Here is a 20,473-nt window from a genome sequence, read left to right as displayed (position 1 = left end):
TCCTGTTCATCCTGTCTACATTGGCGTGCTGCGTGCGCAATCAAGAGATTTGAAACGCAAAGGCGCCACGACGCATAGCTGAAAGAGCAGATGGCAGCGGTCATCGAGCATGGCGACCAGCAGATGTTTCTGTTGGCGCTGCATGATGTGACTGAGGCGCGTAAGATCAGCCATGTTGCGCGCGAGACTGGTTTGAATCGCGAGAACCTACGAGATGACCAGTTCAGGCATAGCTTAATCGCAACATCTCAGATTCTGCTCTTCAGATAGGCCTCTATCATATGTCGAATCTGTTCAAGATCCTTCTCTGGATGGCCCGATAGCCCAGAGGGTTCAACGCTTCCGTTGTGATGGTGCACATGGTGAGGGAAGTTCGCCAATTCAGAATGATGACGTGCATTGTCCCACCCCATGATACGAACGCCTTGCGACACCAGCGTATAGCTATACTTGTTCAGATCAGCATTGAAATACAAATCGAGGAAGTAGACGCCACCCAATTCAAGTCGCCACTTGGTCATCAAATCTTGAACGGACGTCACGTACTTGCATTGAGCTATGAACTGGGCAACTGCTTGGTCAAACCCTGTAGCCATTCAAAGAGACTCCGCATGGTCTGGGCGCGGCGCAAGATCTCCACCGCATTGCGCCATTCGATTGAGTCTTCCCAGTCAGGATGCTCAGAACCCTGGCCTCTTTCTAACCGCGCATCCAGCTTTTCCAGTGAGCCATAGCGTTGCTCAAAGCGATGGACCATGGCTCGCAATACGGCCTCCCGACCATCCACTTCTTTGACCAGTCCAGCTAGCGTCTTTCGCGTGATTCCTGGCGGAAGAGATCGTGTCTCCAACATCGGAAGTTCTCCTGTTTGACATTACCAAACGGCACGTAAGTGCACATGAGCGCCATTTTACCAGAGAAACTATCGAAGGTCAATCACCCATCTCAGACATCAGGCGATCTCGTTGAGCACGCAGCCTGCCGAACCCATCCCCAATCAATGTCTATGTCGTATTCTTCCCAAACGCCATGCCCAAGTGCACCATACAACGTAGCAGTCAGGTGATGTGACGGGGTTACTGGCGCAGGCAAGGCAGCGATCAACCGGCGGCGTAAGGCTAATAGTTCTGGTATGATCGTATCAATCTGAGCCATAATTTGCCTGGTATCCCCAACGGCATCCAACTTGATCATCGTTTCGATCACGACAAGATCTCCTGTCCGAGTCAGGCGGTGTCCAAAAAACATTCACCATTGAGGCCAATTATAGTTTGCCCAAGATGGGCTGTCAATTGACCCAGTTCGCAGGTTGTTTGGGCTGGGTCACTGCACGAGAATGCCGCGTGTCTTCACTTCCCAGGCCAACGGATGTTCATCGCGGAACTGCTCGGGCCGGAAGCAGTTGCCAGCACCTCTGGCCCAAAGGTCTCGATATGGAACGTGATGGCTGATCTGACATCGGTCAGCGCCTCTTCGTCGCTATCGCCTTGCCCCACAACCACGCCTTTCAGATTCAATGGGTAGGCCACGTAACCATCGGAGTGTTTTTCGACCACGATTTTGAACTGTTTGATCATTTTGTTCTCCTTGGGACTCGCAAGGTTCATCAGAGTCAAGCCACGAGCTGGACGAATGTCACGAATTGTGTGATGGTCAGGAGAAACCTGCACAAGGCACCATCCTAACGCAAAGGCGCCGGGCGCAAAGGCGCAGAGAAACTCCTGTTCGTGCGTCGTTCTGTTCGCCACAAGCACCTTGTGGACGGCTATGCAGGCCTCTTTGCGACGTTACAGCGTTGCGGCTTTACGTTAAGTCAGGCGCACCCAGGCCTGTAAGCGGTCTCCCGTCTAGTCTGATCGGTTTCTGTGAAGTTGTCAGAATGTAGTTTTTATGCTACAATGCTCGCATGCCAGACAATGCCATCATCGAACTCCTTGAGTATCTCACAGAAGACGGACGTAATCCGTTTCGCGAGTGGCTCCTGAGTTTGCGCGATGCGCCTATGCGTGCGCGAGTGCGGGTGCGGCTCAATCGGGTTCGTCTCGGAAATTTCGGCGACAGTCGTGGCGTCGGCGGTGGCGTGAGCGAACTGCGCCTACATCTTGGGCCTGGGTATCGCGTGTATTATGGTCGCAGGGGGAACGCCCTGGTCATTCTCCTTTGCGGCGGCGACAAGGGAACGCAGGCGCGCGATATTCAAAGAGCACAGGCCTATTGGACAGATTACCTACGGAGGGCAATATGAGCGAGGTGACGGTCAGATACGAAGATGGATTGCTGGCGGATTTGACCGACCCTGTGGAAGCAGCGGCCTATCTGAATGCGGCCATCGAGGATGGCGACCAGCAGATGTTTTTGTTGGCGCTGCGTGATGTGACTGAGGCGCGTAAGATCAGCCATGTGGCGCGCGAGACTGGTTTGAATCGCGAGAACCTCTACCGGCTTCTTTCGGCAGCCGGCAATCCCCAATTGTCCAGTCTCAATGCTTTGCTGCACAGCCTCGGCTTGCGTTTGGCGGTTGAAGTTGAACCAGGGCGGATACCTCAGTCGTCACGTGTCGAGGTGGCGGTGGCTGAAACGCCGGCTACCTACCACGAAGACGCGGGATAGGGAAATAGTTGGCGACTGTCGGTTCCATGAGGCGTTCTTTGGGTTTCGGCTCTACAGATGCTGACTCATAATTTGCGCGGTCTCCCGCCAAGTCTGGCGAGATCATCGCCAGTCCAGTTGATAGGCCGTGCCACCTATGCTACAATGGCTCTTGGCTCGAAGACTCAGGAACGACTGCTATCCTGGACAAAGGGTGTATGATAGAGCTAGAGGTGATCCAGTACATCGCTCGTCAACAGCAACTGTTTTTCACCGACCATAATGGGCAAATAATCGAATCAGGTTGAAACCATCATGACATGCTATTACTGCCGCGGCGAGATGATCGAACAGAAAACCACCTTCATGTATGAAGACAACGGGGAATTCTGGATCATTCGCAATGTGCCGGCCTATGTGTGCACGCAGTGCGGAGAGAAGGAATACAGCCAGGAAACGACGCGTCGGGTCTTGGCGCTGCTGAGCCACCCACCGCGCCCACGGGACATCGTGCACGTGCCGGCCTATGAACTTGCCGCCGCCTAGATCCGTCCATGATTTTCCTGCGTCTTCGGAGTCAGGAAAGCATGGTCGCTTGGGGCGTCAACAGCGCAAGCCGAAGGCTCGCGTTATACACGAACGCTGGCCGGCGCCAGCCCGAGCGTCACGACGCTGGCGGGCAGGGCGCCGGCTGCTTTGATATTCGCCCGCCTGCGCTGCATGCCGCAGGCGGCCAGGAACCGATTGCGCCGGCCTTCAGCCGCGCGGCGTCAGCCGTAACCGACGCCGGATTCTGGTACGTTGCGGTGCGTTTCTGCGGGTTCAGACAACACCGCGTGCGTAGAAAGCCGTGGGACGCCACCCGAAAACCGATGTTGTTGTTGCGGTTGCCGGGGTCGTTCCTGTTCCGGTTGGCGGAGCGCACATTCCTCGCTTCATTGTTCCAACTCCCGCCCCGCAGGACACGACGTCTCAACCGGTCCCCACTGCAGCCGGGCCAGGTTGGCCCGCTGTCTGTCGAGTCACCTTCTGCCAGGCGCCCAGCAGGCGACCCAACTCGGCCACCAGGCGACTGGCATGTTCATACTGGCCAATGTTGATCCATTGCCAACGATGGGCCAGGCGCAGATACAGCCGTATCTTGTCCAACTCGGTGTCTGCCAGGCGCAACTGCGCCAAACGAGTCTCCCCGAACACGTAGTTGGCCAGGAGCACGATCTGCTGAAAATCCAACGCCGCGTCCAGTAAGCGCTTGGTCACGGTGTGGCGGTGTGCGCGCGGAAAGTGATTCGTCAGCGGCACCAGCCACCCGACGAAATCGTATGTTCTGATGAAGAGCGGCAGCTCGGCGCTCGCTTTGCCCGCGCCAGCGATTTCACGTTCAGCCATGCAATGGCGCCCCTTTCATACCTGACCCGATAGCCGCAGCCTGTTCAGCACGGCCAGGCGCAGTCCCCAGGTATCCCCATAGCGCACGTGGTTGATCCAGCCCAGCACCGAGCGCTGAATGGCCTCGCGTCCAATCTCGCGGCGCGCATAGGCTGCCAGCAAGAGCCGCAGCTTGCGCTGATAGGCGATGCCGCGCCGCCGCTTTAGGCGCCGGTGGGTTGGAAAGATCGTAAAGCCCAGGAAGGGAATCCCTTCCGTAACCGGACGCACCACGGCCTGCGTTTCGTGCAGAGTCAGGCGCAGGCGCGCCAGGCGTTCCACGATCGCCCCGCGCCAGGCCCACAGCGTGGCCCGGTCATCGGCAAAGAGCAGAAAATCATCCATGTAACGCAGGTAGGCGTGGCAGCCGAGTTCACGGGTTACGAAATGATCGAACTCGTTCAGGTAGCAGTTGGCCCAGAACTGGCTAGTCAGGTTGCCGATGGGCAGACCGCGCGGGCGCAGGGCCGCCCATAGGTCGTCGCCCGCATAATACACCATCTCGTATTCCTGGCGCAAAATGCCCTCGCCGCTGCGCAGGATCAGTGCCATCAGGCGGCGGATGTCGCCGTCCTGGATGCGGCGCTGCAGCTGCTGTTTCAGCGTGTGATGGTCAATCGCCGGGAAAAACTGGCAAATATCGCACGGTAAGACGTAGCGATACTGCCTGGTCCAGGCCTGGCAGGCATCCAACGCCCGGTGCGTGCCCTTGCCCACGCGGTTGGCGTACGTATGAAAGATGAAGCTGGCCTCGAAGGCCGGCTCGATCACCTGGCACAGCGCATGATGCACCACGCGATCCCGAAAGGGCGCCGCGCTGATCACGCGGCGCTTGCTCTCGTGGATGGTGAAATTGGTGTACGCCCCCGGCTGATACGTCCCCTGCGCCAACTCGTCCTGCAGCGCAACCAGGTTGTCCTCCAGCCGCCGCTCGAAACGCGCCACGGCGTCCTGGCTGCGCTTGCCGTGCGCCGCACGCAGATAGGCCGTATAGAGATTTTCCCAGGCATAGATATCGGCGTAGACGCCGCGCACCTGTGTCGGCATAGCAACACTCATTTCTTTCGCATAGTACAGGTTGCCGCTTTGAACCGGCAGGGGGCTGTCGCCCCCTGCACCCCCTCACAAGTTCGTCTCGCCGTGCTGTATCCTGGCGCACACCAAGCCAGATGTCAAAAAACTCAGAGATCCAGAGACGCCAGAGACTCAGAGGCCGGGGGACGCCACCCGAAAACCGAAGTTGCTGTTGCGGTCGCCGGGGTCGAGCCTGTTCCGGCTGGCGGAGCGCACAAGCCTCGCTTCATTGTTCCAACCCCCGCCCCGCAGGACACGAACATTTGTGCTATTCTGGCCCTCTCGTCCATCGTTAGGGTTGTATGGATATGCGAAATCTGGCTTATCACCACTGTTCCCCCATGCACTGCTTGTCCATTCCCACACATTTCCCGCCAGGTCCAGCGCTCGGTAAGGACTCACCCCATTCGCATAACTCCCCACCGGCGCCGTAGCCCTATACCCATCATTCACACTCGCATCTTTCCAGTCATACTCACACTGCTGATCGCAAAAATTTACACGCGTGCCATCCCACGTGTTCCCCCAGGGATAAATCCGCCCGTCTGTACCCCGCGCTGCTTTCTCCCATTCCGCTTCGCTCGGCAAACGTCCTCCGGCCCAGCGCGCATAGGCATACGCCTCGTACCAGCTCACGCACACCACCGGCTGCGCGGCCTGATTGAAATTGCCGTCGCTCCAGCAACCCGGCTGTGTGGCGTTGTTCTGCTCCTTCCACGCCCACCCCGCTTCGGTCCAATATTGCTTCTGGTTGTAACCCCCAGCCTCCACGAACTTCCGGTACTGCGCATTCGTCACTTCCGTGCGGTCTATCCAGAATCCATCCAATGTAACCTTGTGCTGCGGCTTCTCATCGGGCTGCGCCTGGCTGTCGCTGTCCGCCGATCCCATCGTAAATTCGCCCGCCGGCACATATACCATCACCGCCCCATCCGCGTCCCGTACACGGGTTGCCCCGGCCGCAGGTTCCGTCGGTCGGGTCGGTGTGGAGGTCGGCATATCAGTTGGCGTGGGCGTAGCCGTCGCGTTCGATACGGTCACTACCGGCGGCAAAGTCACCGTCGCTCTGGGATTCACCGTTCCCCCACCAGTGGTCGGCGCCGTAGTCGGCGCCGGGGGCGGGCCACCGCGACCCGCGATGGCTACCCCCAGGATCAGCAGCGCCACGGCCGCCGCCCCCAATCCGATCAATATCCAGCCCGGCAAACCACGTCCCAGGCTGGCTGGCGACGATGCCGGTCGAGGCGAGGGCCGCGGAATGACCTGCGTGGGCGGAGCCGCCGGCGCCGGGGGCGCGGGGCGGCCGGCTTTGGCCGCGCCCAGGCCCGCCTCCAGCTCCTGGCGCAGCAGGGCGATGCTCGCCGGCCGGTTGGTCGGCTGCGTCTCCAGGCCGTGCAGCAGCGCCCGGTCCAGCGCGGGGCTGAGGGTGGGATTCAGGGCGCGCGGCGGCGTCAACGCGACCGTCCCCACGGCGCGCTTGACGCTCTCTGGCGGCGCTTCGCCGGTCAGCATCGCGTACAGGGTGGCCGTCAGCGCATAGACATCGGTGCGCTGATCGGTGTGCGCGCTGCCGTACTGCTCCAGCGGCGCATAGCCCGCGGTCACGCCCAGCGCGCCGCTGGCCGTGCTCTGGTAGGCGGAACCAACTTTGCTCAGGCCGAAGTCCACCAGGAAGGCGTGCCCCTCCGGCGTGATCTTGATGTTCTGCGGTTTGATGTCGCGGTGGATGATGGGCGGGTTCTGGCTGTGCAGGTAGGTCAAGGCGTCGCACACCTGTCCTAGCCAGCTCGTCACGTCGGCCGGCGCTTGACGGCCGCGGGCGGCCAGCAGCTCGGCCAGGTTGGCGCCTTCGATGAAGGTCATCACCAGGTACTGCGCGCCCTCAGCCGTGATGAAGTGGTCGGTCACGGCAGGCAGGTTGCTGTGGTGCAGCCGCGCCAGCGTCAGCGCCTCGCGTTCGAACTGCGCGCGGGCGTCGAGCGTCACCAGGCTGTTTTCCTTCAGCGCCACGGCCAGGCGCAGGCGTTGATCGAACGCCTTGTAAACCGCGCCCATCCCGCCCTGGCCGAGCAGGGATTCGACGCGGTAACGGTTTTCCAGAATCGTGCCAGGTTGCAGAGGCATCGGGCGCCCTCCTCAGGCGGTCAATGGTTGACGCTTCCTTACGATGAGCGATGGGCGGTGCGCCGGTTGCCGCGGACAGGTTCCTTCGGAAACAGCGCAATCAGGGTTCGCAGCGCGCGATTCACCGATTCAGAGTCAGGAAAATAGCGCAGAACATCCGGTTCGAGAAAAACGGCTCCCTCTGTCGGCTTGACTTCACGGGTTTCAGTCGTGCCGTCCGCGCGCTGAATGGTGATCGTATAGCCGCTGCACATGGCCGCCACATGCTTGCCGCGTACGCCATCCGAAAAATCATACGCAGATCGCATGTCGTCATCAGCCGTTTGCGCGCTCTCATTTGTTGCGTTGCTCATAGAGCTTCCTCGAAGACGATAAGTGGGGCAGAAAGCATATGGCTGTCACTGCACGAGAATGCCTCGTGTCTTGACTTCCCAGGCCAACGGATGTTCGTCGCGGAACTGCTCAGGCCGGAAGCCGATGACTTCGAAGCGCGCATCGAGCCGCGTCGCCAGGGTGGTTAGGCGCACCCAGTCCTGTAAGCGGTCTCCCGTCAAGTCCGGTGAGACCACTGCGACGTCAATGTCGCTATCGGCGTCAGCCGTGCCGGCCGCATAGGAACCGTAGAGGTAGACCGCGATCATATCCAGGTCTTGCGCACGCAGGATGCGGCGCAGTTCCTGCACCTTGAGGATGACCTGCTCTGGTCCTATGACTCGATGCTGCTCTCTCGTTGCAGTTCCTGCTTTAGCCATGACGCCACCTCTTCAATGAGTTGCAGCTCCGTCTCCGTAAAGGACTTCGAGTACCGATCGCGTAGTAACAGACGATCTTCGGGATAACGTGTCTCTAAATTGTACGCCGTAAAGCGGACCAACTGCCGGCGTTTCTCGTCAGAGAGTACCACGTTAGTCCGTTCCGCAAGAATGAGCAGATTGTGGGTACGGGGTGCGTGTTCGCCAGTAGCCTTCACGACCAGCGCCTTCAGTAGTTTCTCCAAGTGCAAATGCCCAAAGAACAGAGCATAGTGATAATCTCCGCTGTTCATCAAATGTTTGACAACCGGCCAATCATCATCGGCAGATTCAAGCCAATATCGGACAACCTCAGGGACATTCATGTGTAGCTTGTCAATTTGAGGATTTGCCTGGCATCCACCAGGGCCTCGATCTTTGCCAAGTTTGGATCATAACACATTCACCTCTCCATGTCAGGCCGTAAAGTGAACAGTTGTAACGCACGTCATTATAGACGATGGCGCAAGAATGAACAATCCTCAGCCTTGCGCCGGGCGGGTGTGCGTGCTACAATTCCGCCGCATGAGGCAAGTTCTGGCCAAAAGGATACATCATGGCAAACGACATCATTGCGGCCGTCTATGAGAACGGCGTGTTTCGTCCGCTGCAAGCGCCGTCGGATCTCGCAGAGCACCAGGAAGTCCGGTTGTACCGCGTTGTGGCGCCAACGAAGGGTCAGGTCGTTGCCGCGATTGAGCGGCTGCAACCTGAGCAGTTGGCAGAACTATGGGAGGTCATCTGCGCCTGGTTGGACGCTGCGCCGTCTCCGCTCTACCGGATTCATGAATCCGCCATCGCCACCGGCGTAACCGATCTGGCTAACCAACACGACCATTATCTGTACGGGACGGACAAACGTAGGTCATCGCCTCCGGCGTGACAACCAAACGTGCCTCCACACAACAACCCCCTCGTAGGTCATCGCCTCCGGCGTGACATCCGCATGTATCACGAGCCAACGATCCCCTTCGTAGGTCATCGCCTCCGGCGTGACAACCAAACGTGCCTCCACACAACAACCCCCTCGTAGGTCATCGCCTGCGGCGTGGCGTGATCCTGCATGATGGAGCAAGTATACCCTATGAACTTCCGACGCTATTACGTACCCGACTCCATCGTTTTCATTACCAATGTCGTCCAGGGGCGCGAGCCGGTGTTTGCTCACGAACCAACCTTGAACCTGTTCCTCGAAACGCTGCGCAACACGAAGAAACTGCACTCGTTTATCATGCTCGCTTATGTGTTCTTGCCCGATCACATGCACCTGCTGATCAGGCCGAATGGCGCCAGCAGTTTCAGCACGATCATGCAATCGGCAAAATCGTACTTCACCCATGCGTACAAAGACAAGCTTGGAATTGATGGGAGGATGAAGTTCTGGCAGAAGCGCTTTCAGGATCACATCATTCGTGATGCTGAGGACTTCGACAATCACGTCAACTACATTCACTACAACCCGGTTAAGCATGGATACGTAACTCGCCCTGAGGACTGGCCGCACAGTAGTTTCTAGGCATGGAAATCAAGAGGGTTCTACCCAGAACAATGGGGATGGACATTGCCTGATTCGCTCACATCATTCAATCGGGACGATTTGGAATGAGCCGTCGTCAATCACCGAAGAGTCTTATGGTGGCCGTCGTCGCCGGCATGACGAGCGTTGTCACGCCGGAGATGCGGCCTACGATGACGACGCGTGGACTTGCCATCGTGTCTGAAAAACGTACGTCGTCACACCGGAGATGTGACCTACGATGACGACGACGCGCGAGACAAGCGTTGTCACACCGGAGATGTGACCTACCATAAGCACGACGAGTGGACTTGCCGTCGTGTCTGGAAAACGAACGTCCGTCACGCCGGAGGCGTGAACCTGCGGTGACGCGGATGTCCTGTCGAACTGCGTCGCGCGGGCGACCAACGCCCGTCACGCCGGAGGCGTGAACCTACGGCCACGCGGATGTCCTGTCGGACCGTGTATCGCGCGCAACCAACGCCCGTCACGCCGGAGGCGTGAACCTACGGCGACGCGGGTGTCCTGTCAAGCCGCGCCGGGCGGGCGACCAACGTCCGTCACCTGGAGTGCGGGCGTCCCGCCCGCCAATGCGCCTCTGTGCTTTGTCAGCAGGCGCAAAGCATGTTACAATGCTTATATCGCAGTGCGTCATCTTTGCACTGCATCCATTGGATCACAAAAAGGAGCAGCGAACCATGAAACTTCCGTTTCCCAGCGAGGAATGGGCCAAGCAGTTGCAGGTGGAACTAAACCAGAGTCAAGATTACGCAGAAGCCGCAGCGACGTGGGAAGGCGACTTCTATTTTATTGTGGATCCGGGCCAGGGCGTCGTCAAGGAAGAGGTGATGTACCTTGACCTGTGGCACGGCAAATGCCGCGAAGCCGGCATGGTGGCCGATCGTTCGGTCAAAACCCCAGAATTCGTCATTGCCGCGCCCCTGTCCGCGTGGAAGCAGGTCATCGGCCGCAAAATTGACCCCATTCAAGCCCTGGTCACGCGCAAGCTGAAACTGCAAGGCAACATGCTCAAGATCATGAAGTCGGTCAAGGCCGCCAATGAGTTGGTGCGCTGCACGACCTTCATCCCCACGCAGTATCCCGACGAAGTGTAACGGGCGCTGGCCGCGCGAGGCGACCGCGTCTCGCCGGCTTGGTTCCCATGCGCAGCAGGTAGGAGGCGGTTATGTGGTTTTTCAAAGCGCCAGAGATCGTCTACGGCGAGGATGCCCTGAGCTACCTCGGCCAGTTGCAGGGCCAGCGCGCCTTCATCGTGACCGACGCCATGCTGGCAAAGCTGGGCTATCCTGAGCTCGTCATCGCGCAGTTGAACGACGCCGGCATCCCCGCGGCCGTCTTTTCGGACGTGGAGCCAGAGCCTTCGCTGCAAACGGTGCGCAAAGGCGCGGCGGCGATGCTGGAGTTCGAACCCGATTGGATCATCGGCCTGGGCGGCGGCAGCGCCATGGACGCGGCCAAGGCCATGTGGATTCTGTACGAATATCCTGATATTGAACCGGCCGCGATCAATCCGATCGTGCCCATCGGCCTGCGCAGCAAGGCGCGCCTGATTGCCATCCCCACCACCAGCGGCACCGGCTCGGAGGCAACCTGGGCCACGGTGCTGACCGATGTGGAAGAGCGGCGCAAGCTCGGCCTGGCCTCGCGCGAGATTTTGCCTGACCTGGCGATCGTGGACCCCGCGCTGACGGCCAACCTGCCAGCCCGCGTCACCGCGGACACCGGCATTGATGTGCTCACCCACGCCATCGAGGCCTACACCAGCTCCTGGCACAACGATTTCTCCGACGGCCTGGCGCTGAAAGCCATCCAGTTGGTGTTCAGCTACCTGCCGACCGCGGTCAGCCAGGGCGCCAAAGACATGGAGGCGCGCGAGCGCATGCACAACGCCGCCACCATCGCGGGCATGGCCTTTGGCAATGCGCAGGCTGCCCTGGCCCACTCGCTGGGCCACACGCTCGGCGCCAGCTTCCACATCCCGCACGGCCGCAGCGTGGGCATGTATCTGCCTTACACCATCGAATACTGCGTGCGCGGCCAGGACCCGACCCGTTACGCGGACATTGCGCGCTTCCTGAATCTGCCGGCCGCGGATGAGGCGCAGGGCGCGGCCAGCCTGGCGGCCGCGATCCGTGACCTGGAGCGCCAGATCGGCCTGCCGCTGTCTGGGCGCGAAATGGGCATTGACCCCGCGACGTACGATAGCGAAATTAGCCGCATGGTGATCTTGGTGGAAGGCGACACCTCGGTGACGATGTCTTCCCGCGTGCCCAATCAGGCCGACACCGCCAAACTCCTGCGCTACACCTTCGACGGCACGCCGATTGATTTTTGAGCGCAGGCCTAACTGCTCAGGCGGTGCGCCGTCGCAAGCGAGCAATGGACATCACGCCTGATGAGCGTGCCGCCGGACGTCCGACCTGCGTGGACGCGATGCCGGTCGGCGACGGCCGACGGCTCGACTGAGCTCGCCGAAGTCCTGGCGGCGGCAGTTGGCGGAGGATGCCTGAATAGTGACGCACGGCCGCCTGAAACCGCCGCGGCCTGGCAACGGCGATCGTCGCCGGGCCGCGGCGGGATGACCCGCCCCGGGGTGAAAATTCGCTGCCGACCGCGAGATCTGGGCAGCGCCTGACGAAAACGAGGACACTCGTATGACCACCCTCCCTGGCTATCTTGGCCAAATCCTGCGTGTTGATTTGACGCAGCCGCGCACCTGGGTTGAGCCGCTCAATGCGGACTACGCGCGCCGTTTCCTGGGCGGCAGCGGCCTGGGCGCACGCTATCTGTGGGATTATGTCACCGCTGACACCGACCCCTTGGGGCCGGACAATCCGCTCATCTTCATGACCGGTCCCTTCGTGGGCACCACGACACCGGCTGCGGGCCGCTTCAGCGTGGTGACGCGTTCACCGGCCACGCGGCTGACCGGCGAGGGCAACAGCGGTGGTTTCTTCGGGCCGGCCATGCGCCAGGCTGGCTTCGACGGCATCATCATCACGGGCCAGGCGCCGGCGCCGGTCTATTTGAGCATCGTCAACGGCGAAGCGCAGCTCCACGACGCGGGACACCTGTGGGGTCTCGACAGCTACGCCGTGCAAGAACGGGTCAAGGCCGAGATCAGCCAGCCCAAGTCGCGCGTGGCCTGCATTGGCCCGGCCGGCGAACGGCTGGTCAAATTTGCCGCGGTGATGAACGACCACGGCCGCTGCGCCGCGCGCACGGGGCTGGGCGCGGTCATGGGCAGCAAGAAGCTCAAAGCCATCGCCGCGTACGGCCGCGCGGAAATCCCATTGGCCGATCCCAAAGAGTTCAAAGAGACGCTGCGACGCACGATGAACTTCGTCATCGAAGACCTCTTCACGCAGGCGCTGCGCGTGGGCGGAACCGTGCTCAGTCTCGATGCCGGGTTCATGTACGGCGATGTGCCGCGGCGCTACTACACGGCCGGTGAATCCGCGCACCTGGAAGACAACGTCAACATGAGCACGATGGCCGAAACCATGCTCACTCGCCACCTGGCCTGCTTCCGCTGCCCCATCGCCTGCAATCGTGAAGTCCACCTGGATAAGTATCAGGAGCCGCTGGTGGACGGGCCGGAATACGAAACGGTCGCCGGCTTCACGACCAACCTGGACTCTCCCGACATGCAGGCGGCCGGCATGGCCGGGCACATCTGCAACCAATTGGGCATGGACACCATCTCCACCGCCAATACTATCGGGCTGCTCTACTACCTTTACAATGAAGGGATCATCAGCGCCGAGCAAATCGGCATGGCGTTGCCCTGGGGGGATGCGGAACCGGCCATTCGCCTGACGCGCATGATTGGGGCGCGTGAAGGCATCGGCGACATCGCCGCGGAAGGCGCCCTGGCCCTGGCCACGCATTTTGGTGTGCCTGAACTGGCCGTGCAGGTCAAAAACCTGGAAGCGCCGTTCCATGATCCGCGCGCGTTCATGGGCCAAGGTCTGGTCTATGCCACCGGCAACCGCGGCGCGGACCACATGTCAGGCGACTGCTACGAAGTGGGGCGCGGCCGCATCATCCCCGAGCTGGGCCTGGACTTGCTCGACCGCTTTGAGCAGAGCGAGGCGCAGGCGGTGATGGCCGCAGCCACGATGGATTTTCGCAGCTTCACCAACAGCGCTATCCTCTGTCATTTCGAGGATCCACAGGTTGATAACCTGGTCAGCCTGCTGCGCACCATCGCCGGCATCGAAGCGGACTATGCCTGGATCACGCGCACAGGCCAGCGCATCACCAACCTCAAGCGCGCGCTCAACTGCCGCCTGGGCGCGACGCGTGCGGACGACACGCTGCCCAAGCTCCTGCGCACGCCGCTGGTCAAGAGCAACACCGAAGGCAACAGCCTCGATTTTGAAATGATGCTGCCGATCTACTATCGGGCGCGCGGCTGGGATTGGGAGACCGGCAAGCCGCTGCCGGAGAAACTGGCTGAGCTGGACCTGCCGGAAGCCGTGGCGGCATTGTGGTAGTAGGTAGGTAAGCGTTCAGGGAGATGACCAGGACGCAGATTAACGCAAGCTTCGCACGCAGATTTTGCTATTCTGTGAGATGGCAGACCTTGTCCCTTAAGCAGATCTCACCGCACGCGCCTGCGTGGTCACTATCCCGTTTTATCTGCGTTTTTCTTGCGTTAATCTGCGTCCCACTTCGAAGCCCCGCGAACGGTTGCGCAGGCAGAAACCCGGCTTCCTGGGGAAGCCGGGTTTCTATCGGCAGTAGGCCGAGTTTCTGATCGGGTCGAAAAGACGATGAATTGGACAAGTAACAAACGAATCGGGCTGGTCTTGGGCGGCGGCGTGGCCCGCGGCCTCGCCCACATCGGCGTCTTGGAGGTGCTCGACGGCCAGGGCATCCCCATTGATTTTGTGGTTGGCGTCAGCGCCGGGGCTATGGTCGGCGCGGCCTATTGCGCGAGTGGAAGCCACGAACAGGTGCGGCAAGTGTCCGAGTTGATGCGCTGGGACCGCATTGCGCGGCCGCTGCGCCCCTCGCGCACCGGCGGATTCGGCGTCACATTTGCGCGGCTGGAGCGCTGGGTGGAACAGAGCGCCGGCGTCACCACCTTCGAGCAGCTCAAGACGCCGTTGATCGTGGTCGCCAGCGACCTGATGAGCGGCAAGCCGGTCATCTTCCAGCACGGGCCGCTGGCGCCGGCCGTGCGCGCCAGTTCGTCGGTGCCTGGCATGGTCGAGCCGCTGATGCTGGACGGACGTCTGCTCGTTGACGGCGGAGTCACCAACAACCTCCCTATCTCGGTAGCGCGCCAGTTGGGGGCCGATGTGGTCATTGCGGTGAATTGTTTCCCGCCGCCGCATGCCATTCCGCGCAGCACGCTCTGGCAAGGCATCGCGGCCCTCTCCTGGCTGCTGGTGCGCGCGGGCGACGATCCACATTCGGCCGACGTGCTGGTGGAGCCTGATCTTGACCAGGTCAGTCTGCTGCGCCTGGCGAGCGCGGACATGCGTCAACGCGGCGCGCGAGCCATGGTGGCCCAACTGCCCCGGCTGTACAATCGTTTGTTTTCCTAACATACGCTCAATTCGAGGGTTTGGTCTCGGGTACATTTCAATCTCGGGGTGTAGCTCACGAAGGTGGGCTTGGCAGTAGTTGCAGCGACTGACAGTCGCCCGATCTGCCTCCAGATTGAAATGCGTCCTTTCGTCTCCATCCAATTTCGCGAAACCGGCTGCAGCCATTAAAATGAGATGCGAGGACTTGTAATCAAGGAGTGTGAATTGTGGCTGACAAGGCTCGGAAGCCACCAGACCTGCCAAATGTGATAGCCGTTGCGCTTCGAGAAGTAAAGCAAGCTTTAATTGACTTGTATGGCGCCCGGCTAAGCCAACTATACCTATACGGTTCGTACGCGCGCGGGACAGCAACCCCTGCGTCGGATGTTGATCTGATGGTTGTGCTGAATGATGATACCAACCCTGCCACCGAGATCGAACGTCTCAATCCGGCCGTTTCTGAGGTTTGCCTGCGTCATGATCTCCTCATCTCGACATTCCCTGTTTCGCTCGCTTGGTTCGAACATCAACGTAGCCCGCTATTCTTGAACATTCGTCGCGAAGGGATCGTGTTGTGATAACTATCAAGCGGTGTCTGTCATTGAGCGGCCCCATGCTGACCGACTAATGGCGTTCGCTGAACGCTTCGTGCAAATCGCAGAATCGTATTTGGTTGAGGGAGGCGCGCCATGAAGTTCGATTGGAAGAAAACCTTCGTCCTCGGTTTCGGCTTTTTGGGCATCAGCGTCATCTGGCCGCTGTTCAACAGCCTGATCCCGCCCTTCCTGGAAGACCTGGGGCTGTCGGCCCTCGTCGTTGGCTTCATTCTGACGTGGGATAACTTGATCAACATGTTCGTCCAGCCCTGGGTGGGGGCGCGCAGCGACCGTACGCGCAGCCGCTGGGGCCGGCGCAAGCCCTGGCTGATGGCCGGCGCGCCGCTGGCCGCGGTCTTTTTCATCCTGGTGCCCTTTGTGCGCACCAACTTTGCCCTCATTGCCCTCGCCATCCTGGGCACCAACATCGGCATGGCGCTCTTCCGCTCGCCCACCGTCGCCTACCTGGGCGATTTATATCCGGCCGAGCAGCGCAGCAAGGCCAATGGCGTCATCAACCTGATGGGCGGCGTCGGCGGTGCCATCGCGCTGTTTGGCGGCGGCGCCCTCTACAAGATCGGCGTGCCGCTGCCGTTCATCGTCGGCGCGCTGCTGCTGCTGATCGCCATCGGCGTCGTGCTGGCCTTCGTGCGTGAACCCGCAGCGCCGCAGGCTGCCAACGAAGTCGTGGCGCCAGGGGTGTGGGACAGCCTGCGTGACGTCAGCCGCGGCGACAATCCGAACGGCATGTACATTCTGCTCGCGATCTTCTGCTGGTTCATCGCCTGGAACGCGGTGGAGGCCTTCTTCACCCTGTATGTCCGCAACGTGCTTGGTATTGCGGTTGGCTCCGGCACCCAAATGCTGACCGCGTTCGCGGCCATGCTCATTCTGTTTGCTATTCCCAGCGGCCTGATTGCCACGCGCATCGGGCGCAAGCCGACCATCATGATCGGACTGATCGGCATGACCATCGGCCTGCTCCTGGCGCTGGTGCTGACGAACACCCTGCAGCTGCTCGTGCTGCTGGCGCTGATGGGCGGTTTCTGGGCGCTGGTCAACATCAACTCGCTGCCGATGGTGTACGATGTGGGCGGCAACCACGCGATTGGCGCGCTCACCGGGCTGTATTACTTCGCCTCATCGTTGGCCGCCATTACCGGGCCGATTGTGGCCGGCGGCTTGATTGACCTCACCTCGCACCGGGCCATCTGGCCCTTTGCCGCAGTCTTCATGCTGCTGGCCCTGGTCATGATGAGCCGCATCAAGGTATCCCGAACATGATTGACTCACATAAAGACACCAAGACGCAGAGAAGCTCTTGACATCTTGGTGACTTTATAGCTTTGTGTGAGGACTGACCAAAGAACAGGCCGCGGATGAACACGGATCGCCACGGATTGCCTGTTTTCATCCACGGTTGTGCGGCGCCTGGCGCTGGCGCTATTCAGCCTTCAGCATTCCTCATTCCTCATTCCTCATTCCTCATTCTGCCATCTTGCCGCGGTGGGTGAACGCGTGTACAATACGGTGCACACCAATCAGTGAGGTACCACCCACCGTATGCCAGCACTTGTACCGGCCGGCTTTACTCGGGGCGCCCTCGTCGCCACCGGCGGCCACGAGCCGTTCAACGACGCCAGCTACATCTTACAATACTTTTGGCAGTTGGCGGGCAGCTACGGCGCGCGTATTGCCATCATTCCCACCGCCAGTCGCGATTTCGACGCCGCTGAGCAGGCGCGCGCCTTGTTTGCGCGCTGGGGGGTCAACTGGGTCGAGCTGCTCCCCATCCGCACACGGCTGGATGCGCGCAGCGCCGACGCACAGGCCGTGATTCAACACGCCACGGCTTACTTCTTCACGGATGGCAACCCGCTGCGCCTCTCCACCGTCCTGGGCGGCACCCCGGTGGCGCAGGCCATCCGCCGCGGTCACGCACGCGGCAAGGTGGTAGCCGGCAGTGGTCATGCCGTCGCTTTCCTGGCGGAACACATGATCGCCTATGCCGAGCCGCGGCCGCAGCCTGAACGAGGCATCGTGCGCTTTGCGCCTGGGCTGGGACTGACCAATCGAGTCATGTTCGTGGCGGACTACACCGCGGATGCGTGGTATGGGCCTTTGTGCGTGGCCGTGGCGGCCAATCCATTCTTGCTCGGTGTTGGCATTCACGCCAACGCCGCAGTGGTGCTGCACCCGGGCAATCTCCTCGAAGGCGTGGGCGAAGTCCCCGCCGCCCTCGCCAATGGCAGCGGCATCACGCGCACGAACCTGTACGAAGTCCCCTTCGGGCAGACCGTGTCCATCGAGGGCATCGAGTTCCACCAACTGCCGAACGATCACTACTACGACATTGACAAGCGCGGCCTGTACGAAGAAGAGAACATCCTGGAAGAACCGGCGCGCAGTTCGTTCTAGGGCTCAAGATTCAAGATGACAGATTGAAGATTACAGATTATGTCTCCTGCACCTATTCCGACCGGCAGCCAGCGCGGTCCGCTGATGGCCATTGGCGGCTCCGAAGACAAAGCCGGCGCACGCCGCATCTTGCGCTATTTCCACACCCTGGCCGGGGGCGATGCCGCCCGGCTGGTGGTCGTTCCCACCGCGTCCGAGGACCGGCAGACTGCCGGTCAGGCGCACATGGACATCTTTCAGTCGTTTGGCGCGGCGGCCGTGCAGATTTTGCCGGTGTTCCAGCGCCAGGATGCGATTGATCCGGCGCATCTGATTCCGCTGCAAGAAGCCACCGGCATTTTCCTTGTCGGCGGCAATCAGCTGCGCTTCTCGGCCCTGCTGGGCGGCACGCCGTTGGCGCAGGCCATCCGCCGCGCCAACGCCAACGGCGTCCTGGTGGGCGGCACCAGCGCCGGCGCGGCTGTGCTATGCGAGCATATGATTGCCTTCGGCCATCAGGGCAGCACACCGATCCAGCGCATGATCAATTTTGCGCCCGGCTTGGGGCTGACCAACCGCCTGATCATTGATCAACATTTCAGTCAGCGCCTGCGCACCGGCCGCCTGATGGCCGCGGCCGCGTACAACCCTTTCCTGCTCGGCGTCGGCATTGACGAGGATACCGCCATCGTCATCGAAGCGGATAACCGCCTGCGCGTCATCGGGCAGCACAGCGTCGTCATCGTGGACTGCAATTCGCTCGAATACACCGACATTCACAAAATGGAGGAGATCAAGCCCGTTGCGATGCTTGGCGTCACCATGCATGTCCTCGTAGACGGTTACGGCTTTGACATTGACAAGCGCCGCCCGCTGCAGCCGTAGGCCGCGCCGTGGCTGACCGATCTCCGCTGGCCGCGCCAGAACCTCAGGCCCTGCCCCCGCCTGACTACAGCCGTAAGTGGCTGGTTCTGAGCGCCGTAGGCATGGGCATCTTCCTGTCCACGATTGACGGCAGCATCGTCAACGTGGCTGTGCCCACGTTGGAACGCGACCTGGGCGCGACCTTTGCCCTGGTGCAGTGGGTCGTGCTGGGCTATCTGCTCACCCTCAGCAGCCTGCTGCTCACGGTTGGGCGCCTGGCTGACATGCGCGGCAAGAAGAACATTTACCTCAGCGGTTTTGTCCTCTTCACGCTGGCCTCGGCCCTGTGTGGACTGGCGCCCAACATCGTCTGGTTGATTGTCTTCCGCGTCCTGCAGGCCATCGGCGGCGCGATGGTCGCCGCGCTCGGTTCAGCCCTTATCACCGAGGCGTTTCCCGCCAGCGAACGCGGTCGGGCCCTGAGCTACGGCAGCGTGATCGTCTCTCTCGGCATCATGGCTGGCCCCACCCTGGGCGGCCTGCTGATTCAGCATTTCAGTTGGCGCTCTATTTTTTATGTCAATCTTCCGGTCGGCATCATCGGGGTGGCCCTGGTCTACCGTTTTGTACCGTGGTCGCCGCCGCGCCCGGGCCAGCGTTTCGACGCGCCCGGCGCGCTGCTGCTCTTCGGCGCGTTGCTTTCCCTGCTGCTGGCGCTGAGTTTCAGCCAGGGCGCCGGTTGGCGCAGTCCGCTCGTCATTGGCTTGCTCCTGGGCAGCGGACTGCTGGCAATCAGCTTCGTCCTGGCCAGCCTGCGCACGCCCCAGCCGATGGTTGACCTGCATCTCTTCCGCAATGTGCTCTTCAGCGTCAACCTGGTCACCGGCGTGCTCGTTTTCATCGCCATGGCTGGCTCCACCTTCCTCATGCCATTCTATCTGAACAATGTCCTCGGCTATCCGATGCAGCAGGTGGGACTGCTGCTGGCCGTTGTTCCGGTGGGTCTGGGGCTGATGGGCCCGCTGGCTGGCCTGCTGTCGGATCGTTTTGGCACGCGCGCCATCTGCGTGGCCGGTCTGTCTTTGTTGACCGTGGGCTTTGTCTTGATTTCGACCCTGAACACGGACACCACGCGCAGCGGCTACATCCTGCGTTACGCGCTGGTGGGCCTGGGCATCGGCCTGTTCAACGCCCCCAACAACAGCGCCATTATGGGCGCGGCGCCGCGCGAACGGCTGGGTATTGCCTCCGGTCTGCTGGCCCTGGCGCGTGTGCTGGGACAAACGGCCGGGGTGGCCACACTCGGCGCGCTGTGGGCCAGCCGCGTGCAGGCCGCCACGTCAATCCCCGTGGGCGCGGACGTCACCAGCGCGCCGCCCGCCGCCCTGGTCGCCGGCCTGCATGATGTCTTTTTGCTCGGCGCCGCCGTCGTCGGCCTGGCGCTGCTGCTGGCGCTGGCTGCGCTGCGCCTGGAACATCGGCGCCCCAGGGACTGAAGGCCATCGCTGGACAGCATAGAGCACTCGAAGCATA

General features: G+C 61.0%; 26 protein-coding genes. 15 read left to right on the top strand and 11 right to left on the bottom strand.

Annotated features, from left to right (window positions below; all coding sequences use genetic code 11):
- Positions 1-90 precede the first annotated feature (90 nt).
- Positions 91-270 (top strand): helix-turn-helix domain-containing transcriptional regulator, encoded by a 180-nt coding sequence (locus tag ACPQ6D_RS02965; protein ID WP_423222805.1) that lies wholly within the window; start codon positions 91-93, stop codon positions 268-270.
- Here ACPQ6D_RS02965 and ACPQ6D_RS02960 read toward each other — a convergent pair.
- From ACPQ6D_RS02960 to ACPQ6D_RS02945, 4 genes are all read right to left on the bottom strand, one after another.
- Positions 249-596: a toxin-antitoxin system TumE family protein gene (locus tag ACPQ6D_RS02960; protein WP_423222804.1), complete on the bottom strand. Its 348-nt coding sequence runs from the start codon at positions 594-596 to the stop codon at positions 249-251. The two genes, ACPQ6D_RS02965 and ACPQ6D_RS02960, sit on opposite strands and share 22 nt — an antisense overlap.
- A complete protein-coding gene (locus ACPQ6D_RS02955) occupies positions 557-853 on the bottom strand; it encodes a hypothetical protein (RefSeq protein WP_423222803.1) in 297 nt (98 codons plus the stop codon). Before ACPQ6D_RS02955 ends, ACPQ6D_RS02960 begins: the two co-directional genes overlap by 40 nt.
- A gap of 92 nt (positions 854-945) precedes the next feature.
- The gene (locus ACPQ6D_RS02950) at positions 946-1,206 is read right to left on the bottom strand and encodes a hypothetical protein (RefSeq protein WP_423222802.1); all 261 of its coding nucleotides are present in this window, start codon (positions 1,204-1,206) and stop codon (positions 946-948) included.
- A 143-nt stretch (positions 1,207-1,349) separates the two neighbouring features.
- Positions 1,350-1,577 carry a type II toxin-antitoxin system HicB family antitoxin gene (locus ACPQ6D_RS02945; protein WP_423222801.1) on the bottom strand — a complete coding sequence of 76 codons (228 nt, stop codon included), beginning with the start codon at positions 1,575-1,577 and terminating at the stop codon, positions 1,350-1,352.
- Between the two features lie 329 nt (positions 1,578-1,906).
- Here ACPQ6D_RS02945 and ACPQ6D_RS02940 point away from each other — a divergent pair, with 329 nt between their 5' ends.
- The 3 genes from ACPQ6D_RS02940 to ACPQ6D_RS02930 all read left to right on the top strand — a co-directional run bounded on the left by ACPQ6D_RS02940 (position 1,907) and on the right by ACPQ6D_RS02930 (position 3,135).
- Positions 1,907-2,245: a type II toxin-antitoxin system RelE/ParE family toxin gene (locus ACPQ6D_RS02940; protein ID WP_423222800.1), complete on the top strand. Its 339-nt coding sequence runs from the start codon at positions 1,907-1,909 to the stop codon at positions 2,243-2,245.
- Positions 2,242-2,610, top strand: coding sequence for an addiction module antidote protein (locus tag ACPQ6D_RS02935; protein WP_423222799.1), 369 nt, complete (start codon positions 2,242-2,244; stop codon positions 2,608-2,610). Before ACPQ6D_RS02940 ends, ACPQ6D_RS02935 begins: the two co-directional genes overlap by 4 nt.
- A 294-nt stretch (positions 2,611-2,904) precedes the next feature.
- The gene (locus tag ACPQ6D_RS02930) at positions 2,905-3,135 is read left to right on the top strand and encodes a type II toxin-antitoxin system MqsA family antitoxin (RefSeq protein ID WP_423222798.1); all 231 of its coding nucleotides are present in this window, start codon (positions 2,905-2,907) and stop codon (positions 3,133-3,135) included.
- A gap of 118 nt (positions 3,136-3,253) precedes the next feature.
- On the opposite strand, the gene ACPQ6D_RS02925 is transcribed toward ACPQ6D_RS02930, so the two are convergent.
- The 7 genes from ACPQ6D_RS02925 to ACPQ6D_RS02895 form a co-directional block, all read right to left on the bottom strand.
- Positions 3,254-3,565 (bottom strand): SUMF1/EgtB/PvdO family nonheme iron enzyme, encoded by a 312-nt coding sequence (locus tag ACPQ6D_RS02925; protein ID WP_423222797.1) that lies wholly within the window; start codon positions 3,563-3,565, stop codon positions 3,254-3,256.
- Positions 3,562-3,978, bottom strand: coding sequence for a diversity-generating retroelement protein Avd (gene avd, locus ACPQ6D_RS02920; protein ID WP_423222796.1), 417 nt, complete (start codon positions 3,976-3,978; stop codon positions 3,562-3,564). The genes ACPQ6D_RS02925 and avd overlap by 4 nt, the downstream gene beginning before the upstream one ends.
- Before the next feature lie 15 nt (positions 3,979-3,993).
- Positions 3,994-5,064, bottom strand: a complete 1,071-nt coding sequence (locus ACPQ6D_RS02915; RefSeq protein ID WP_423222795.1) for a reverse transcriptase domain-containing protein — start codon at positions 5,062-5,064, stop codon at positions 3,994-3,996.
- Between the two features lie 159 nt (positions 5,065-5,223).
- On the bottom strand, positions 5,224-7,215 hold the full coding sequence (locus tag ACPQ6D_RS02910) for an SUMF1/EgtB/PvdO family nonheme iron enzyme (protein WP_423222794.1): 1,992 nt from the start codon (positions 7,213-7,215) through the stop codon (positions 5,224-5,226).
- A 38-nt stretch (positions 7,216-7,253) separates the two neighbouring features.
- Positions 7,254-7,568 (bottom strand): hypothetical protein, encoded by a 315-nt coding sequence (locus tag ACPQ6D_RS02905; RefSeq protein ID WP_423222793.1) that lies wholly within the window; start codon positions 7,566-7,568, stop codon positions 7,254-7,256.
- A 45-nt stretch (positions 7,569-7,613) separates the two neighbouring features.
- A complete protein-coding gene (locus ACPQ6D_RS02900) occupies positions 7,614-7,967 on the bottom strand; it encodes a nucleotidyltransferase domain-containing protein (protein WP_423222792.1) in 354 nt (117 codons plus the stop codon).
- Positions 7,922-8,260 carry a HEPN domain-containing protein gene (locus ACPQ6D_RS02895; protein ID WP_423223152.1) on the bottom strand — a complete coding sequence of 113 codons (339 nt, stop codon included), beginning with the start codon at positions 8,258-8,260 and terminating at the stop codon, positions 7,922-7,924. The genes ACPQ6D_RS02900 and ACPQ6D_RS02895 overlap by 46 nt, the downstream gene beginning before the upstream one ends.
- A 302-nt stretch (positions 8,261-8,562) precedes the next feature.
- Here ACPQ6D_RS02895 and ACPQ6D_RS02890 point away from each other — a divergent pair, with 302 nt between their 5' ends.
- The 11 genes from ACPQ6D_RS02890 to ACPQ6D_RS02840 all read left to right on the top strand — a co-directional run bounded on the left by ACPQ6D_RS02890 (position 8,563) and on the right by ACPQ6D_RS02840 (position 20,436).
- Entirely contained in the window at positions 8,563-8,889 is a 327-nt protein-coding gene (locus ACPQ6D_RS02890; RefSeq protein ID WP_423222791.1) for an antitoxin family protein, read from the top strand.
- 201 nt (positions 8,890-9,090) lie between these two features.
- Positions 9,091-9,522 (top strand): REP-associated tyrosine transposase, encoded by a 432-nt coding sequence (locus ACPQ6D_RS02885; RefSeq protein ID WP_423222790.1) that lies wholly within the window; start codon positions 9,091-9,093, stop codon positions 9,520-9,522.
- 698 nt (positions 9,523-10,220) lie between these two features.
- Positions 10,221-10,637, top strand: a complete 417-nt coding sequence (locus tag ACPQ6D_RS02880; RefSeq protein WP_423222789.1) for an SCP2 sterol-binding domain-containing protein — start codon at positions 10,221-10,223, stop codon at positions 10,635-10,637.
- Between the two features lie 71 nt (positions 10,638-10,708).
- A complete protein-coding gene (locus tag ACPQ6D_RS02875) occupies positions 10,709-11,878 on the top strand; it encodes an iron-containing alcohol dehydrogenase (RefSeq protein ID WP_423222788.1) in 1,170 nt (389 codons plus the stop codon).
- 319 nt (positions 11,879-12,197) lie between these two features.
- On the top strand, positions 12,198-14,042 hold the full coding sequence (locus tag ACPQ6D_RS02870; protein ID WP_423222787.1) for an aldehyde ferredoxin oxidoreductase family protein: 1,845 nt from the start codon (positions 12,198-12,200) through the stop codon (positions 14,040-14,042).
- Between the two features lie 279 nt (positions 14,043-14,321).
- On the top strand, positions 14,322-15,101 hold the full coding sequence (locus ACPQ6D_RS02865; RefSeq protein WP_423222786.1) for a patatin-like phospholipase family protein: 780 nt from the start codon (positions 14,322-14,324) through the stop codon (positions 15,099-15,101).
- 209 nt (positions 15,102-15,310) lie between these two features.
- Positions 15,311-15,661: a nucleotidyltransferase domain-containing protein gene (locus ACPQ6D_RS02860; RefSeq protein ID WP_423222785.1), complete on the top strand. Its 351-nt coding sequence runs from the start codon at positions 15,311-15,313 to the stop codon at positions 15,659-15,661.
- A gap of 111 nt (positions 15,662-15,772) precedes the next feature.
- On the top strand, positions 15,773-16,963 hold the full coding sequence (locus ACPQ6D_RS02855; protein ID WP_423222784.1) for an SLC45 family MFS transporter: 1,191 nt from the start codon (positions 15,773-15,775) through the stop codon (positions 16,961-16,963).
- Between the two features lie 279 nt (positions 16,964-17,242).
- Positions 17,243-18,097 (top strand): cyanophycinase, encoded by an 855-nt coding sequence (locus ACPQ6D_RS02850; RefSeq protein WP_423222783.1) that lies wholly within the window; start codon positions 17,243-17,245, stop codon positions 18,095-18,097.
- 39 nt (positions 18,098-18,136) lie between these two features.
- A complete protein-coding gene (locus ACPQ6D_RS02845; protein ID WP_423222782.1) occupies positions 18,137-18,961 on the top strand; it encodes a cyanophycinase in 825 nt (274 codons plus the stop codon).
- 8 nt (positions 18,962-18,969) lie between these two features.
- Positions 18,970-20,436 (top strand): MFS transporter, encoded by a 1,467-nt coding sequence (locus tag ACPQ6D_RS02840; protein ID WP_423222781.1) that lies wholly within the window; start codon positions 18,970-18,972, stop codon positions 20,434-20,436.
- Positions 20,437-20,473: the final 37 nt, after the last annotated feature.

Source organism: Candidatus Amarolinea aalborgensis (genome assembly GCF_900491745.1).
Taxonomy (GTDB): Bacteria; Chloroflexota; Anaerolineae; order SSC4; family Amarolineaceae; genus Amarolinea; species Amarolinea aalborgensis.
The sequence above is the reverse complement of the archived record's forward strand: the minus strand, read 5'-3'. Positions and strand labels throughout refer to the sequence as shown.

Coding starts and splice junctions, on each gene's coding strand:
- ACPQ6D_RS02895 (WP_423223152.1), bottom strand. CDS start 8,260: ATGAACAGCGGAGATTATCACTATGCTCTGTTCTTTGGGCATTTGCAC.
- ACPQ6D_RS02915 (WP_423222795.1), bottom strand. CDS start 5,064: ATGCCGACACAGGTGCGCGGCGTCTACGCCGATATCTATGCCTGGGAA.
- ACPQ6D_RS02940 (WP_423222800.1), top strand. CDS start 1,907: ATGCCAGACAATGCCATCATCGAACTCCTTGAGTATCTCACAGAAGAC.
- ACPQ6D_RS02900 (WP_423222792.1), bottom strand. CDS start 7,967: ATGGCTAAAGCAGGAACTGCAACGAGAGAGCAGCATCGAGTCATAGGA.
- ACPQ6D_RS02880 (WP_423222789.1), top strand. CDS start 10,221: ATGAAACTTCCGTTTCCCAGCGAGGAATGGGCCAAGCAGTTGCAGGTG.
- ACPQ6D_RS02890 (WP_423222791.1), top strand. CDS start 8,563: ATGGCAAACGACATCATTGCGGCCGTCTATGAGAACGGCGTGTTTCGT.
- ACPQ6D_RS02945 (WP_423222801.1), bottom strand. CDS start 1,577: ATGATCAAACAGTTCAAAATCGTGGTCGAAAAACACTCCGATGGTTAC.
- ACPQ6D_RS02905 (WP_423222793.1), bottom strand. CDS start 7,568: ATGAGCAACGCAACAAATGAGAGCGCGCAAACGGCTGATGACGACATG.
- ACPQ6D_RS02930 (WP_423222798.1), top strand. CDS start 2,905: ATGACATGCTATTACTGCCGCGGCGAGATGATCGAACAGAAAACCACC.
- ACPQ6D_RS02850 (WP_423222783.1), top strand. CDS start 17,243: ATGCCAGCACTTGTACCGGCCGGCTTTACTCGGGGCGCCCTCGTCGCC.
- ACPQ6D_RS02865 (WP_423222786.1), top strand. CDS start 14,322: ATGAATTGGACAAGTAACAAACGAATCGGGCTGGTCTTGGGCGGCGGC.
- ACPQ6D_RS02955 (WP_423222803.1), bottom strand. CDS start 853: ATGTTGGAGACACGATCTCTTCCGCCAGGAATCACGCGAAAGACGCTA.
- ACPQ6D_RS02960 (WP_423222804.1), bottom strand. CDS start 596: ATGGCTACAGGGTTTGACCAAGCAGTTGCCCAGTTCATAGCTCAATGC.
- ACPQ6D_RS02885 (WP_423222790.1), top strand. CDS start 9,091: ATGAACTTCCGACGCTATTACGTACCCGACTCCATCGTTTTCATTACC.
- avd (WP_423222796.1), bottom strand. CDS start 3,978: ATGGCTGAACGTGAAATCGCTGGCGCGGGCAAAGCGAGCGCCGAGCTG.
- ACPQ6D_RS02965 (WP_423222805.1), top strand. CDS start 91: ATGGCAGCGGTCATCGAGCATGGCGACCAGCAGATGTTTCTGTTGGCG.
- ACPQ6D_RS02870 (WP_423222787.1), top strand. CDS start 12,198: ATGACCACCCTCCCTGGCTATCTTGGCCAAATCCTGCGTGTTGATTTG.
- ACPQ6D_RS02910 (WP_423222794.1), bottom strand. CDS start 7,215: ATGCCTCTGCAACCTGGCACGATTCTGGAAAACCGTTACCGCGTCGAA.
- ACPQ6D_RS02935 (WP_423222799.1), top strand. CDS start 2,242: ATGAGCGAGGTGACGGTCAGATACGAAGATGGATTGCTGGCGGATTTG.
- ACPQ6D_RS02875 (WP_423222788.1), top strand. CDS start 10,709: ATGTGGTTTTTCAAAGCGCCAGAGATCGTCTACGGCGAGGATGCCCTG.
- ACPQ6D_RS02845 (WP_423222782.1), top strand. CDS start 18,137: ATGTCTCCTGCACCTATTCCGACCGGCAGCCAGCGCGGTCCGCTGATG.
- ACPQ6D_RS02855 (WP_423222784.1), top strand. CDS start 15,773: ATGAAGTTCGATTGGAAGAAAACCTTCGTCCTCGGTTTCGGCTTTTTG.